The organism is Thioalkalivibrio sp. ALD1, assembly GCF_000381245.1.
Taxonomy (GTDB): Bacteria; Pseudomonadota; Gammaproteobacteria; order Ectothiorhodospirales; family Ectothiorhodospiraceae; genus Thioalkalivibrio.
In genome coordinates this window covers 837,528-853,153 of sequence record NZ_KB906241.1, presented here as the reverse complement: position 1 = coordinate 853,153, position 15,626 = coordinate 837,528, and the positions used below count along the sequence as shown (strand labels likewise).

General features: G+C 66.1%; 13 protein-coding genes. 5 read left to right on the top strand and 8 right to left on the bottom strand.

All coding sequences use genetic code 11. From position 1 onward, the window contains the following. The first annotated feature begins 65 nt into the window (after positions 1–65). A complete protein-coding gene (locus tag F623_RS0104085; RefSeq protein WP_018868027.1) occupies positions 66–3,284 on the top strand; it encodes an EAL domain-containing protein in 3,219 nt (1,072 codons plus the stop codon). Between the two features lie 3 nt (positions 3,285–3,287). Then, positions 3,288–4,358, top strand: coding sequence for a DUF3524 domain-containing protein (locus F623_RS0104080; RefSeq protein WP_018868028.1), 1,071 nt, complete (start codon positions 3,288–3,290; stop codon positions 4,356–4,358). An 18-nt stretch (positions 4,359–4,376) separates the two neighbouring features. Here F623_RS0104080 and F623_RS0104075 read toward each other — a convergent pair whose 3' ends face one another. The 4 genes from F623_RS0104075 to F623_RS0104060 form a co-directional block, all read right to left on the bottom strand. Continuing rightward, positions 4,377–5,006, bottom strand: a complete 630-nt coding sequence (locus tag F623_RS0104075) for a triacylglycerol lipase (RefSeq protein ID WP_026279333.1) — start codon at positions 5,004–5,006, stop codon at positions 4,377–4,379. Positions 5,007–5,019: 13 nt separating this feature from the next. Beyond that, the gene (gene aspS, locus F623_RS0104070) at positions 5,020–6,804 is read right to left on the bottom strand and encodes an aspartate--tRNA ligase (RefSeq protein ID WP_018868030.1); all 1,785 of its coding nucleotides are present in this window, start codon (positions 6,802–6,804) and stop codon (positions 5,020–5,022) included. A 101-nt stretch (positions 6,805–6,905) separates the two neighbouring features. Beyond that, a complete protein-coding gene (locus F623_RS0104065) occupies positions 6,906–7,556 on the bottom strand; it encodes a DUF502 domain-containing protein (RefSeq protein ID WP_018860577.1) in 651 nt (216 codons plus the stop codon). Between the two features lie 3 nt (positions 7,557–7,559). Then, positions 7,560–7,856 (bottom strand): FmdB family zinc ribbon protein, encoded by a 297-nt coding sequence (locus F623_RS0104060; protein ID WP_018860578.1) that lies wholly within the window; start codon positions 7,854–7,856, stop codon positions 7,560–7,562. Between the two features lie 175 nt (positions 7,857–8,031). Between F623_RS0104060 and F623_RS0104055 the strand changes: the two genes are divergently transcribed. From F623_RS0104055 to F623_RS0104045, 3 genes are read left to right on the top strand one after another with little or no spacing between them, the layout of a single operon-like run. Next, the gene (locus F623_RS0104055) at positions 8,032–8,409 is read left to right on the top strand and encodes a DsrE family protein (RefSeq protein WP_018860579.1); all 378 of its coding nucleotides are present in this window, start codon (positions 8,032–8,034) and stop codon (positions 8,407–8,409) included. A gap of 10 nt (positions 8,410–8,419) precedes the next feature. Then, positions 8,420–9,274 carry an SDR family NAD(P)-dependent oxidoreductase gene (locus F623_RS0104050; protein ID WP_018860580.1) on the top strand — a complete coding sequence of 285 codons (855 nt, stop codon included), beginning with the start codon at positions 8,420–8,422 and terminating at the stop codon, positions 9,272–9,274. 28 nt (positions 9,275–9,302) lie between these two features. Continuing rightward, positions 9,303–10,676, top strand: a complete 1,374-nt coding sequence (locus tag F623_RS0104045; protein ID WP_018860581.1) for a nucleoside recognition domain-containing protein — start codon at positions 9,303–9,305, stop codon at positions 10,674–10,676. Positions 10,677–10,697: 21 nt separating this feature from the next. Here the strand turns inward: F623_RS0104045 and F623_RS0104040 are convergent, their stop codons facing one another. From F623_RS0104040 to F623_RS0104025, 4 genes are all read right to left on the bottom strand, one after another. Then, entirely contained in the window at positions 10,698–10,904 is a 207-nt protein-coding gene (locus F623_RS0104040; RefSeq protein WP_018860582.1) for a hypothetical protein, read from the bottom strand. Positions 10,905–10,936: 32 nt separating this feature from the next. Beyond that, positions 10,937–11,155, bottom strand: coding sequence for a hypothetical protein (locus F623_RS0104035; RefSeq protein ID WP_018860583.1), 219 nt, complete (start codon positions 11,153–11,155; stop codon positions 10,937–10,939). Between the two features lie 111 nt (positions 11,156–11,266). After that, positions 11,267–14,572 carry an efflux RND transporter permease subunit gene (locus tag F623_RS0104030; RefSeq protein ID WP_018868031.1) on the bottom strand — a complete coding sequence of 1,102 codons (3,306 nt, stop codon included), beginning with the start codon at positions 14,570–14,572 and terminating at the stop codon, positions 11,267–11,269. Then, positions 14,565–15,614 carry an efflux RND transporter periplasmic adaptor subunit gene (locus tag F623_RS0104025; protein WP_018860585.1) on the bottom strand — a complete coding sequence of 350 codons (1,050 nt, stop codon included), beginning with the start codon at positions 15,612–15,614 and terminating at the stop codon, positions 14,565–14,567. Before F623_RS0104025 ends, F623_RS0104030 begins: the two co-directional genes overlap by 8 nt. Positions 15,615–15,626 lie beyond the last annotated feature (12 nt).

Here is a 15,626-nt window from a genome sequence, read left to right as displayed (position 1 = left end):
AGTCGCATACCAGCTTGTCCTGCACGCAAGGCCCCACCCCCCCAATCCGAGTTTCCATCTAGCTAGTGGGCCTGGATACCGCCCCACTGACACTGCTGTACGCGCTCAACGGGCTCGCGTTCTTCATTCTTGGCATCGTGGCGCTGATGCTGCCGCGCCGCGAGCGCTTCGTACCCTTCACCACCCATGTGGGTTGGCTGGTTCCGTTTGGGCTGTTACACGGGACCTACGGCTTTCTCAACGCCATCGGGCTGCACCATGACCTGGGAGCGTTCGGCGACCGCGGGTTCCTGGCGGCCTGGCTGGCGGCCTCCTATCTGCCTCTGCTGGAGTTCGGCCGCCGGGTGCTGCTCGATATTCGTCCCCCCCTGGGCCTGCCAGCCTGGTTGGTGTATGGCGCCCTCGGAGCCGGCCTGGGCGCGATGCTGGTGGCCGCCACTGAACCGGCATTGGCACTCGCCAACGGGGCGCGCTATCTGATCGGCTTTCCGGGCGCCTTGCTTACGGGGATCGCATTCTGGCTGCACATGCGGCATCCCGGTTCCGGCGCGGAGGCGAGCCGACTGGTTCCGGCACTGGGAATCGCGTCGGTCGCGTTTCTGGCCTATGCCGCGTTCCTGCCCTTCCCGGCGCAGGTCGATGTCGCCCTTCCCCAGTGGCTGCCGTCCCAGGGGGACTTTCTGGCCGCGACCGGGGTGCCCATACAGGCCCTTCGTACTGCAGCCGCAATTCTCTTTGTACTGGCACTGATCAGCCTCGCCCGCAATATCGGCGCGCAGCACAATGATGATCTGCTCAGAGTACTGGATACGCTCAACGGCTTTGTCTATCGCTGCCGTAACAACCCCCAGTGGGACGTCATCTTCATACACGGCGAGGTCCGTGAGCTGACCGGCTACGACCCCGAGGATTTCTACCGCGGGGATATCACCCCCGCGGGTTGCGAGCATCCAGACGATGCCCCCTACACGAAGAAAGCGGTCCAGGAAGCACTCGAGCGCGACGGCACCTATCAGGTCCAGTACCGACTCGTTAAGCGGGACGGATCTGTTCGCTGGATCTTCGAGCGTGGCGCCGGTGTCTACGATGAACACGGGCGCCTGGCCTATCTGCAGGGCCATGTGTTCGATGCCCATGAACTAGTCACCACGTCCCGCGAACTCGAACGACGCGGTGAGGAACTGGAGGCCTTTCGCAGCACGCTGGACCTGACGCTGGACGGCGTCTTCCTGTTCGATGTGGACAGCCTGCAGTTCATCTATGTCAACCAGGGGGCGATGGACCAGACGGGCCGCACCCGCGAGGAACTGCTGCAGCTGCATCCCTACGACATCAAACCCGAGTATCCGGAGACCCGCTTTCGCAGCCTGCTGGAACCCCTGCGCCGAGGCGAACGTGACCAGTTGCTGTTCGAGACCACGCACCAGCACGCCGCCGGCCATCAGGTACCGGTGCATATCTCGCTGCAGCTGGTCGCCCCCCGTGGCGAACGCCCGCGCTATGTCGCCATCGTGCACGACATCAGTCAGCGCAAGCGCAACGAAGCCGCACTATTGGAGGCGCTAGAGGATCTCGAGACCTCGCGCGACGAACAGGCGCGCCTTCTGGAACTCACGCGCCGCGAGCAGGGGCGCATGGCCTCGCTCCTTTCGGCCATGAGCATTGGTATCCTGTTCGAGGACCGTCAGGGACAAATCGAATACGTGAATCCCGCATTTCGCCGGATGTGGGCGATCTCCGACGAAATCGAATTGATCGGGCAGCCCTCACGCGCGGTGCTCGAACATTCCACCCACCGCTTTGCCCGACCCGATCACGCCTCGCGCCACGTGCTGCACGTACTCGACACCCACGAGATCAGCGAACGCTTCGAAGTGGATCTCTACGATGGCCGCATTCTGACCCAGTTGTCCTACCCGGTACACGACACCGACGAGCGCTCCATCGGGCGGCTCTGGCTGTACGAGGATGTCACGCACGAACGCCAGACGGCCCAACAGCTGGTCTATCTGGCCGAACACGACCCGCTGACCGGCCTGTACAACCGGCACCGCTTCCAGCGCCGGCTGGACCAGGCGATCCAGACCGCGCGCCGCCGTGATACCCATTTCGCACTGATCTATTTCGATCTGGACGAGTTCAAGACCATCAACGACACCTTCGGCCACCGCGCCGGCGACACGGTCCTGGTGCGTGCGGCCGGCGAGATTGCGAGCCTGGTACGTGGCGAGGAGATCTTTGCCCGTCTCGGTGGCGACGAATTTGCCATCCTGATCGACCACGCATCGGAACAGGAGCCCGAAGGCCTGGCCGAGCGGGTAGCGCGCGCGATTTCCGCGATCCCGTTTCGTTTCCGCGGCCAGAACTATCGCCTGACCGCGAGTATCGGGATCGCGCGCTATCCTGAACACGGCGACAATGTCGAGGACCTGGTGGCACACGCCGATGCCGCGATGTACCAGGCGAAGGACGCCGGCAAGAACACCTGGGCGGTCTTCGATCCCAGCCGCAACACCGCCGAACGCATGCTCGAGCGCATGAGCTGGAGTCAACGCATTGGCAAGGCGCTGGAGAATGGACAGTTCGAGTTGCATTTCCAGGGGATCTACCACGTGGAAAACGGGGCGCTGAACCACATGGAGGCCCTGGTTCGCATGCGCGACCCGCTGGCCCCCGACGAAGTGGTGATGCCGGGGCAATTTATCCCGGTAGCCGAAAAAACGGGGCAAATCCTCGATATCGACCGCTGGGTCATCGTCGAGGCCATCGCGCGCCTGGCCAGGCACTCCGAGCTACCGGGGATCGCGATCAACATCTCCGGTCGCAGCTTCGACGAGCCCGGGCTGCCACAGTACATCGAGAGCGAACTGGGCAAGCAGCAGGTCGACCCCAAGCGGCTGATCATCGAACTCACCGAAACGGCGGCCGTCTCCGAGATGCAGGACGCCCAGCGCTTCATTGAGGCGCTGCAGCAAACCGGTTGCCTCGTCTGCCTGGATGACTTTGGCTCCGGCTTCTCCACCTTTGCCTACCTCAAGTACCTGGGTGTCCAGGTGCTCAAGATCGATGGCATGTTCGTGCGCGACTTGGCCAACAACCGCGACAATCAGGCGTTCATCCGTGCGATGGTCGATGTCGCCCGCGGCCTGGAGAAATGGACTGTGGCCGAGTGTGTGGAAGACGCCGCCACCCTTGCGATGCTGGCCGACCTGGGGGTCGATATGGTCCAGGGCTACTACCTGCACCGCCCCTCACAGGACTTTGCACCGGACCACGCCCCTTAAGGTGTGAGGTCCACCCCCCGCATCCTGCTGCTTTCGGCCTACCGCGCGGACAGCCATGCCGCCTGGGCCGACTGGCTGACCCACCAGTTCCCCGCGTTCGACTGGGACCGCCGAGAGTTGCCCGGACGCCATTTTCGGTGGCGCATTCGGGGCAACCCGCTCTCCTGGCTCGAGGGCCTGGGGGACGTCCGCCCGGACGCCATCATTGCGACTTCAATGGTCGACCTTGCAACGCTGCGCGGGCTGCACCCGGCGCTCGCACACACCCCTGCGCTGTACTACTTCCACGAGAACCAGTTCGCCTACCCCGCCAGCCCCCGCCAGAACCGCTCGGTGGATCCGCAGATGGTGCAGCTCTACGGTGCGCTGGCCGCCGATCAGGTCGCGTTCAACTCGCGCTACAACCGCGACTCCTTCCTGGCGGGTGTCGATGCCCTGCTCGCACGCATGCCGGACCAAGTACCAACGGGTCTGAGCGCGACGCTCGCCGCCCGCAGCGAGATCCTCCCTGTCCCTGTCAGCGCCACCCCGCGCCGCAAGGACGCCCAACGCGATGCCAACCTGATCCTGTGGAATCACCGCTGGGAATACGACAAGGCCCCGGGAGACTTCGCCGAGGCCCTGCGACAACTGGCCGACCAGGGGTTCGACTTCCGGCTCGCCCTGCTCGGTCCCCGGCCTTCCAGGACCCCGGACGCCCTCGCGCGGCTGCGCCAGGATCTGGCGGGACACATCGAAGTGGATCGACGTTGCACACGCGCGGAGTACGAACACTGGCTGTGCAGGGCGGGGATCGTGGTCAGTACCGCGCGCCACGAGTTTCAGGGGCTGTCGCTGCTGGAGGCCACGAGTGCGGGGGCGTTGCCACTAGTACCCGATGCCCTGGTCTACCCCGAGCAATACCCCGCAGCCTGTCGTTATCCCGCCGGCGACCCCGGGGCCCTGGCCGCGCGCCTGGGCGAGTGGCTGAACGGCCCGCGCCCGCGCGTCCCCGCTGTCGACCCGTGGTACACACAGCACGTGGGTCCGCAGTGGCAGGAACAGGTGGAAAGGCTCCTGAAGATCCGGCGTTAGGCGGGTCAAGCGGTGCACTCAGGGCAGGAAGTCGCCACGGTCGAGAAAATACAGGGTCTCACGGGCAACGGTCGCATCGAACAGCATCCCCGTATGCGAAACCGGCAGCGTCAGGTGCCGCGAGACATCCGGGCCGCGCGTCTCGTCCACCGCAACGAAGCCGTCCTGCGGGGGCGGCATATGCGCGAACAGCGGCGCCGGCCCGATCGCGCGGCTACCGGCGATCATCCCGATCTCGCGCCCGCGCAGGATCGGGCTGCCGCCCAGCAGACCGCGATCCAGTGCCGCTCCCAGCCACCAGCGGCCGAGCCGGTTGCGCGCCAGGCGCGCGGCGACGCGGCTGCCCGCCAGCGGCGAGCCCAGCATCACGATGCGGCCAGGCCGCTGGACCGGGGCCACGGTAAACAGATGGCGCACGATGATGCCGCCAAGGCTGTGGGCCACCAGGTGCACCAGGTCTCCAGGGACTTCCTCGACGAAGGCGGCGAGAGAACGGGCCGCCTGTTCCGGGGTCTGTCGGCGCGAGGCGTAATGAAAACGGTGAACCTCCAGCCCGCCCGCACGCAGCCGGCGTTCGAGCAACGCCAGTTCCAGACCCGGCATATGCCAGCCATGGACGGTGACAACGCTGGCGCGCATGCCGGCCACGGCGGAGAGACGCCTACCCAGCCTGTTGCGTGGCGCTGGCGCGCAGGCGGATGCCCAGCTCGCGCAGCTGCTTCTCGCCGACCGGCGCCGGGGCGTCGGTCAGCAGGCAGGCGGCCGTCTGGGTCTTGGGGAATGCCATCACGTCGCGGATGGAGTGGGCGCCACTCATCAGCATCACCAGACGGTCCAGGCCGAAGGCCAGACCGCCATGCGGCGGGGCGCCGAATTCCAGCGCATCCAGCAGGAAGCCGAACTTCTCTCGCGCCTCGTCCTCGCCAATGCCCAGGGCCTCGAATGCGGCCCACTGCATCTCGGGGTTGTGGATACGGATGGAGCCGCCGCCGACCTCGGTGCCGTTGAGGACCATGTCGTAGGCGCGGGACAGGGCCTCGCGCGGGTTGTTGCGCAGATCGTCCGGGCTGTCCACCGCCGGGGCGGTGAACGGGTGATGCAGGGCATACAGACGCTTGTCCCCGTCGTCATACTCGAACATCGGGAAGTCGACGATCCACAGCGGCTGCCAGCCCGCCTCGACCATCTCCAGGTCGTGGCCGAGCTTCGCGCGCAGCGCACCGATCGCCTCGTTGACCACCGAGGCCTTGTCGGCGCCGAAGAAAATCAGGTCGCCGGCGGCGGCCGCGGTCTTGTCCAGGATCTGCCGGGTCACGTCCTCCGGCAGGAACTTCAGGATCGGCGACTGGAGCCCGCCCTCGAGATCCGCCGGGTCATTGACCTTGATATAGGCCAGGCCCTTCGCGCCGTAGCGGCCGACGTACTCGGTATAGACGTCGATCTCCTTGCGCGTCAGTTTCGCCCCGCCCGGCACACGCAGCGCGGCCACACGGCCCTCGGGGTCGTTCGCCGGGCCGTTGAACACCTTGAACTCCACCGCCTGCATCACCTCGGTCAGCTCGGTGAACTCCAGCGGGATACGCAGATCCGGCTTGTCGGAGCCGAAACGGGCCATCGCCTCGGCGTAGGCCATGCGCGGGAACGGATCGGGCAACTCGACGCCCTGCACCTCGCGGAACAGGTGCCGAATCAGGCCCTCGGTCACGTCCATCACGTCGGCCTCGTCGACGAACGCCATCTCCATGTCCAGCTGGGTGAACTCCGGCTGGCGGTCGGCACGTAGGTCCTCGTCGCGGAAGCAGCGGGTGATCTGGTAATAGCGGTCCATGCCGGACATCATCAGCAGCTGCTTGAACAGCTGCGGCGACTGCGGCAGGGCAAAGAAGCTGCCCGGATGCGTGCGGCTGGGCACCAGGTAGTCGCGCGCGCCCTCCGGCGTGGCCTTGGTCAGCATCGGGGTCTCGAGGTCGAGGAAATCGCGTTCCTCAAGGAAGCGGCGCATGGCCGCGGAGACCTTCGCCCGCAGGCGCAGGCGCTCCTGCATCACCGGGCGGCGCAGGTCCACGTAGCGATAGCGCAGGCGGGTATCCTCGCCGACGTCCTCGTCATCCAGCGGGAATGGCGGGGTCTTCGCGGCGTTCAGGACCTCCAGCTGCAGACCCAGGATCTCCACCGCGCCGGTGGACAGGTCGGGGTTCTCGGTGCCCTCGGGGCGGCGGCGCACGCGGCCGGTCATGCGGATTACGAATTCGCTGCGCAGCTGCTCGGCGCGGCCGAATACGTCCTCGCGGTCGGGATCGAACACGACCTGCACCCGGCCCGTATGGTCGCGCAGGTCAACGAAGATCACGCCCCCGTGGTCACGCCGGCGGTTCACCCAGCCGCAAAGGGTCACCTCCGAGTCGAGTTCGTTCTCGGTGACACGTCCACACAGATGAGTTCGCATTGCGCTGTTCCAGCCGAAGGGCACGCCCGCGGAGGGCCTGCACGGTTAGTCGGGAAAGCGGGGCAAACTCCGCGCCTGCGCCCGCGAAAAGGCCGGAAATCTTACGATTTGCCCTGCTCTCGCGCAACCGGAGCCGGGGCCTCGGCGGGGCTCGACATCGGCGTAACCACGCCCATGGACATCACGAACTTGAGCCCGTCCTCGACCGTCATGTCGAGTTCGACTGCCTCCTCGCGCGGGACCAGCAGCACGAAGCCGGAGGTGGGGTTGGGCGTGGTCGGGACGAACACCGTGATCACGTCGCGCTCGGTGCGCTCCTGCACCTCACCGGCACCCGTGCCGGTCATAAAGCCCACGGACCACAGCCCCCGACGCGGGTACTCGATCATCACCACCTTGCGAAAGGCCTGGCCACCATCAGCCAGCACCGTCTCGGTGAGCTTCTTGACCGCCCCGTAGATCGAGCTGACCAGCGGGATGCGGTGCACAATGGACTCGCCCAGCGAGACCAGCTTGCGGCCGACGATATTGGCCACGATCACGCCGGTGACGAACACGACCACGATGGCGATCACGATCCCGGCACCGGGGATCGAAAATCCGAGCAAGGCCTCCGGCCGCCAGGCCGGCGGCAGGAGGAGGATGGTGAAGTCCAGCAGGTCGACCAGCAGCTTGATGATGAAGCCGGTGACGATCAGCGGCAGCCAGACCAGCAGCCCTGCAATCAGGTAGCGGCGCAGGGAGACCAGCATCGATCAGGTGCCGGCCGCCGCCGCTTTGGGGGTCGCCTCGGGCTTGCCCGGTGCTGCGGACGCCGTCTTGCCGGAGTCATTGCTGGCGCCACCGCTATCTTTCAGATTGCGCTTGCCATCCTTCTTGAAGTCGGTTTCGTACCAGCCGCCGCCCGCCAAGCGAAAGCCGGCGGCGGAGACCTGCTTGGTCAGGGCCTCGGCGCCACACTCGGGACAGGTGGTGGCCGGCGGATCGGAGATCTTCTGCAGGAGCTCGGAGATCTCGCCACAGTCCTTGCACTGATATTCGTATATGGGCATGCGTGTATTCCTCGGCTACGCGTCCGCGACAACGTCCGCAACAAAACGGTTCGAGGCGTATTATGCGGGCGTTTCCCGGGAATAAAAGGCCTTTCCCGGTCCCAGTATTGCGCCCGTGGCGTACAGCGTCGATCATTCGCCCCATACACGCACGCACTGCCCGCAAGGACCTGTCATGGCCGAAAAGATCGTGATCATGCTGCTGAACCTGGATCTGGACCGCCCCGGCACGCTGGGCGCCCCGTTCTTCCAGGCGACCGTCGCGGCCGCGATGGATCTGGAAGTCGAGATGTACTTTGCCGCCGGTACCACGCGCCTGCTGCGTCAGGGCGTGGCAGACAAGATCTATCCCGGCGAGGCTCGAGAGAAGTCGGTCTACAGCTTCATGCAGGATGCCCACGAGGCCGGCTGCCGCTTCTACGCCTGTGCCGGCGCAATGGACGAGAACGGTCTGACCCTGGACAACGCGATCCCCGAGCTGGACGGCATGCGCGGCGGTGGCGCCTTTATCGGCGAGGTCGTCGAGGACGGCGTGGCCACCCTGACCTACTGAGTCGGGTCCGGTGAGCGAGCCCCAAACCCGTGCTGTCCTGATTACCGGCTGCTCCAGCGGGATCGGGCTGCACACTGCCCGTGCTCTGCGCGAGCGCGGCTATCGTGTGTTTCCTACCGCCCGGCGCGGCGAGGATGTGGCGCGCCTGAAGAAGGAGGGCTTCGAGGCCCTGCAGCTGGACCTGGACGACTCCGCCAGCATTCGCAGCGCGGTCACCGAGACCCTGCACCGGACCGACGGCCACCTCTACGGACTCTTCAACAACGGCGCATACGGCCAGCCCGGCGCAGTGGAGGATCTGAACCGGGCCACCCTGCGCGCCCAGCTCGAGACCAACGTACTCGGCTGGCTGGAGTTGACCAATGCGGTGCTGCCAGCGATGCGCCGCGCTGGCGAGGGACGGATCATCCAGAACTCCTCGGTACTCGGCTTTGCCGCTCTGCGCCTGCGTGGGGCCTATGTGACCTCCAAGTTCGCGATCGAGGGCATGAGCGACACCCTGCGCCAGGAGCTGCACGGCACGGGTATCCACGTGAGCCTGGTCGAGCCCGGCCCGATTCGCAGCGCCTTCCGCGCCAACGCCCTGAAGGCCTTCCGCCGCCACATCCACCGCGAGCACAGCCCCTGGGCCGAGACCTACCGCGCCGCCGAGGCGCGCATGGCCAACGCCGAGTCGGACGCCCCGTTTACCCTCGGCCCGGAGGCCGTCACCCGCTGCGTGGTGCACGCGCTTGAGGCCCGCCGTCCGCGGGTGCGCTACCGCATCACCTTCCCGACCAAGCTGTTCGCCTTCCTCAAGTGGCTGCTACCGGCGCGCGCAATGGATGCCGTTCTGCGCGGGGTATCGCGCGGGGAGAACCGCTGATGCCCGCGCGGCCAGGGGCGGGCGCCGCATGAATCTGATCTTTCTCGCGCTGATTGTGATCGCCGTGGCCACGGCCGCGATCCGCGAGTTCCAGTCCACGGACCCCGACGAACAACCGATGCAGGCCCTGTCCGAAGGCGCGATCGACGCCGCCAGCTCGGCGGTCGAGCTCGCACTCGGGCTGGTCGGGGTCATGGCGCTGTTCCTCGGGCTGATGAAGATCGCCGAGGCCGGCGGCCTGCTCACCGTGCTGGCGCGCCTGCTGCGCCCGCTGATGGTGCGCCTGTTCCCGTCGGTCCCGCCGGAGCACCCGGCGATGGGCGCGATGATCCTGAACTTCTCCGCCAACATCCTCGGGCTGGGTAACGCCGCGACACCGTTCGGCATCCGCGCGATGCAGGAGCTGGAGAAGCTGAATCCGCACCCGGGTACCGCGACCAATGCGATGGCGCTGTTCCTGGCGATCAACACCTCCAGCATCACGCTGCTGCCTACCGGGGTAATCGCGCTACGCGCCTCGCTGGGTTCCGAGGCCCCGGCCGCAATCCTGCCGACCACCTTGTTCGCCACGCTGTTCGCGACCATCGCCGGCATCACCAGCGCCCTGATCCTGCAGCGCTACTTCCGCAGCCCGCCCCCCACCCGCTCGATCGATGCCGATGCCTCTTCCAGCTCCGACGGGCTGGAAGAAACGATCCGGGAAGCCAGCCAGGACAGCACCGAACCAGCGACGGCCGAAAACCGCGAACAGGACAGCGGCCAGCCCGATCAACAGCCGATGAACATCGAGGTCCCCACCGAGGGCTATCCGGCCTGGGTCTCGATCCTGGTCCTGCTGGGGGTGCTGGCGATCATCCCGCTGACGATCGTGTATGGCCAGGCAATCGCCCCCTGGATCATCCCGGGGCTGGTCGTCGGCTTCCTGTCCTACGGGGTGATCCGCGGCGTGCCGGTCTACGAGGTCTTCGTCGAGGGGGCCAAGGAGGGCTTCAACGTGGCCCTGCGCATCATTCCCTATCTGGTGGCGATCCTGGTCGCGGTGGGGATGCTGCGCGAGAGCGGTGCGCTGGGGATGTTCGTCGGGCTGGTCGGTCCGCTGACGACCCCGTTCGGCCTGCCGGCCGAGGCCCTGCCGATGGCCCTGCTGCGCCCGCTGTCCGGCTCCGGCGCCTACGGGATCATGGCCGGCATCATGCAAGACCCGGCCACCGGCCCGGACACCCACGTCGGCATCCTCGTCTCCACCCTGCAGGGCTCGACCGAGACCACGTTCTACGTGCTCGCCGTGTACTTCGGCGCGATCGGCGTCAAGCGCGTACGCCACACCCTGGCCGCTGCACTGACGGCCGATGCCGTCGCGGTAATCGCGGCCGTGACCATCGTGGCCATCCTGTTCCTGTAACGAGTCTCCCGCGCAGCGCGGTCAGTTCGGCGGACCGCCGGGATTGATGTCCTTGTCCTTGACGATGAAGTAGACACCGATCGCGGCCAGCGCCATCCACAGCACCAGCGCGATCACCCCGAGGTATTCCCACAGGGTGACGAAGAAGAACAGCATCAGCGCAGCCGCAGCGAGGAAGATGTTGCCGATTACGAAGTTCGAGGGACGGCGGGATCCGTTGTCGGACATTCCAGACTCCTGAGGGAACAGCGCGCGAGTCGCTACTGTTTCTTGTAGGGGGCGAAGTCGAACTGTCCGGCGGTCATGTCGTCCCACAGGTCGCTCTGCAGCACGGCCAGCAGCTTGAACAGCCTGCGCAGGTCCGGGTCATCCATAAAACGCTGGTCCTCGCTGGCCTTCAGGGCCTCGACCAGTGTTGCACACTGCTCGCGGCTGATCCCGAGGACATTCAGGCCCTCTTCTCCCATCTCGACATCCATCGGGTAACTCCCGTTCGGTCAAAGCGGAGATTGTAGCGGCTCGCGCGTCGGCAGCGAAAACGCCGGATCCGGACTCCGGCATTGCGCCCGCAGGCGCAATGCCGGTGACGCCTACGCGCTCTGGGCGCGGATCGCCTCGGTGCGGTTGCGCACGTACAGGTAATACAGCACCGGGATGATCACCAGCGTCAGCAGCGTGGAGACGAACACGCCGAAGATGAGCGAGATCGCCAGGCCGGAGAAGATCGGATCGTCGAGGATGAACCCGGCGCCGACCATCGCCGCCAGGCCGGTCAGGATGATGGGCTTGGCGCGCACCGCGCCGGCATGCACCACCGCGTCGATCACGTCCACGCCGCGGCGGATCTCGTCGTTGATGAAGTCCACCAGCAGGATCGAGTTGCGCACGATGATCCCGGCCAGCGCGATCATCCCGATCATCGAGGTCGCGGTGAACTTGGCGTCCATGAAGAACGCATCCATGAACGCATGCCCCGGCATCACCCCGATCACCGTCAGCGGGATCGGCGCCATAATGATCAGCGGCACCATGTACGAGCGGAACTGAGCGACCACCAGCAGGTAGATCAGGATCAGCCCCACCGAGTAGGCGATGCCCATGTCGCGGAAGGTCTCGTAGGTCACCTGCCACTCGCCGTCCCATTTCAGCGAGAAGTTGTACGGGTTGTCCGGCTGGTTGATGAAGAGCTGCTCGAGCGGCTCGTCATAGGCCATTGGCTTGTCGCGCAGCCCGAAGAACATCTCGAACATGCCGTACAGCGGGCTGTCCAGCCCGCCGGCCAGATCACCCACCACATAGACCACCGGCAGCAGATTCTTGTGGTGGATCGAGTGCTCGAGGCTGGAATCCACTACGTTGACGACCTCGGACAACGGCACCAGGGCACCGTTTCGCGCGCGCACCTTGAGCCCCAGCACGGGGCCCAGGCTGCCCTTTTCGGCCTGGTCGAATTCGAGCCGAACGGGGACCGCGTACTTCACGTTGGAGCCGTAGAGGTAGGTCACGTCCTCGCCGGACAGCGCGGTCTCGATCGCCTGCACCACCGCCTGCTGCGAAACACCCAGGCGCGCGGCCCGCTCGCGGTCCACCTGCAGGATCTTCTTCGGCCCCGGGTATTCCACCGAGTCGTCGATGTCGGTGATGCCCTCGGTGTTCTCGAACACCTCGCGCACCTTCTTCGCGACCTCGATCTGGCCGCTGTAGTCCGGGCCGTAGATCTCGGCCACGATCGGCGACATCACTGGCGGCCCCGGCGGCACCTCGACCACCTTCACCGCCCCGCCGTGGTGGTCGGCGATCATGTTGATCGCCTCGCGGACGCCGAGCGCGATGTCGTGGCTCTTGCGCGAGCGGTCATTGGCGTGGGTCAGGTTCACCTGGATGTCCCCGACATGACTGCCCTCGCGCAAGTAGTACTGCCGCACCAGGCCATTGAAGTTGATCGGCGCGGCGGTACCCGCGTAGGTCTGCACGTTGTCGACCTCGGGCACGGTCTTCAGGTAATCGGCCATCTCGGACAGCACCATGGAGGTGCGCTCCAGGCTGGTCCCCTCCGGCATGTCCAGCACCACCTGGAACTCCGACTTGTCGTCGAACGGCAGCATCTTCATGACCACCAACTGGAAGTACGCCAGCGAGACGGAACCCAGGATCAGCACCAGCGTACCCACCCACAGCGCCAGACGATTGGCCTTCTTGCGCCCGCCAGTCCCCAGGAACGGCATCAGCAGGGTGTTGAAGATCTTCATCAGGCCGGCAGAGGCACTCTCGCCCTCCGGGGCGTGGCCACCCGCGGCCGGGGCGGCGTGCTCGTGCTGCTCGGCCTGACGCCGCAGGACCTTGTACGTCAGCCAGGGCGTGACCACATAGGCCACCGCCAGGGAGATGATCATCCCCATCGAGGCGTTGATCGGGATCGGACTCATGTACGGCCCCATCAGGCCGGTGACGAACGCCATCGGCAGCAGCGCCGCGATCACGGTAAAAGTTGCGAGGATCGTCGGCCCGCCCACCTCGTCCACCGCGACCGGGATCGCTTCGAGGAACTTCTTGCCACCCTGGACCATGTGCCGGTGGATGTTCTCCACCACCACGATGGCGTCGTCCACGAGAATCCCGATGGAGAAGATCAGCGCGAACAGCGACACGCGATTGAGCGTGAAGCCGTAGGCCCAGGAGGCGAACAGCGTGATCGCCAGCGTAATCACCACCGCCACGCCGACGATGAAGGCCTCGCGCCAGCCCAACGCGATCCAGACCAGGATCACCACCGAGGCCGTCGCCAGCACGAGCTTCTGGATCAGGGTGTTCGCCTTGTCGTCGGCGGTCGCGCCATAGTTGCGGGTAATCGTGGTCTCGATACCGTCGGGTATGTACGTCCCGCGCAGCTGCTCGAGCCGCTCGATCAGGGCGTCGGCGATATCCGGAGCATTGGTGCCCGGCTGCTTGGCAATCGCCACGGTGACCGCCGGGTGGCTCTCGCCAATACGCGCACGATCCCCGGCGGCCGCACCATGGGCAAAGCGCACATGTTCGGTCGCATACGCCGGGCCCTGGATCACCTCGGCGACGTCGGACAGGTAGATCGGGCGGTCGTCGTGCATCCCGACCACCAGCCCGGCGAAGGCCTCGGGCTCGGTGATGAAGTCGCCGGCCTGGATCAGGATCTCCTGGTCGTCCTGGTACAGGCGGCCGGCATCGCGGGAGAAATTCGAGGCCTGCAGGCTGTCGCGCAGGTCGTCCACCGACAGGTTATAGGCGGCCAGCGTCTCCGGCTTGAAGCGCACATGCACCACATGATCCGGGCCCCCGACGGTATAGATGTCACGGGTGCCGGGGACGCGCTTGAGTTCGGATTCCAGGGCATGCGCCACGCGCAACAGATCATGGCCGCCGCGCTCCTCGTCCTCGGTCCATAGCGTTACGTTGACGATCGGGACGTCGTCGATGCCCATCGGCTTGATGATCGGCTCGCCGACCCCCAGCCCCTGGGGCAGCCAGTCCTGGTTGGAGAACACCTGGTTGTACAGGCGCACGAGCGCTGCCGTGCGGTCCTCGCCGACCTCGAACTGAATGGTGATCTGCGCCATGTTGGGGCGCGAGGTGGAATAGATGTCGTCGATGCCCTCGATCTCCGAGAGCACCTGCTCGGCGGGCGTTGCCACCAGCTGCGCGACCTCCTCGGCGCTCGCCCCGGGGAACGGGATGAACACGTCGGCCATGGTCACATTGATCTGCGGCTCCTCCTCGCGCGGGGTGACGAGAATCGCGAACAGCCCCAGCAACAGGCCCAGCAGGGCCAGAAGCGGCGTGATCTGGGTTGTCAGGAAGGCCTGGGCGATGCGCCCGGAAATCCCCATGCGGCCGGATGCCGCGTCCGTGCTGACATCACTCATCGGCACCCACCGGCTGGTGTTCCTTCAGGTAGATCGCCGCGTGCACCGGATCCAGCGCCACGCGCTCGCCCTCGCTCAGGCCACCCAGGATCTCGATATCGCCATCATATGTGCGGCCCACACGCACTTGACGAAAGCGCACCCGGTCCTCGTCGTCGATCACGTACACGGCGGTAACCTCGCTGCGATAGACGACGGCCTCGCGCGGGACGGTCAGGCGCTCGACGTCGTCCAGGAAGAACGCCGTCTTCACGAACATGCCGGGGAACAGACCCAGGTCCTCCTGCTCCGGCAGATTCACGCGGATACGGAAGGTGGAGCTCGCCGGGTCGGCATAGGGGAAGATGGTCAGGCTCTCGGCCACGAGCCGCTGGTCGTCATTCAGCAGAACCTCGGCCTCGCGGCGCTCGCGTACCGCGTGGATCAGCCGTTGCGGGATATCCACCTCCACGCGCAGACGGTCCAGGCTAATCCCCGAGAGCAGCGGCGAGCCGGGGCTGACCGACTCCCCGAACTCCACGTGGCGCTCAGTAACGATTCCGGAAAACGGTGCGAACACTTCGGTGTAACCCAGCTGCTCACGGGCCTCCTCGACGCGGGCCTCGGCCGAGCGCAAACGCGCCCGGGCCGATTCCAGCTCGGCCTCCGCGCGCTCGAATTCCGAACGCGATACCACGCCCCGCTCGAATACGTCCTGGATGCGGTTGAACTCGGAGCGTGCCTCGCCAAAGCGGGCACGGGCCTCGGCCAGATCGCCCTCGGCCTGGCTCACACGCGCCTGCTGCTCGGAATCGCTAATGCGCAACAGCAGCTCGTCCGCCTCGACGAAGTCGTCTACGTCGACGTAGATCTCGCGCACCCGGCCGGAGGTCTGCGCCGAGATCGTGGAACGCTGCACGGCCTCGACGCGACCATCCAGGATGCGCTCCTGCGCAAGGGCCTGGCGTTCGGCGGTCGCAGTCTCGAACGGAAAGTCCGCCTGGGCGGCGAACGGCAGTAGCAATAGGGCCCAGAGGGCCGGGCGCATCCACTTGGGTGTCATCGGCTTAAGTTC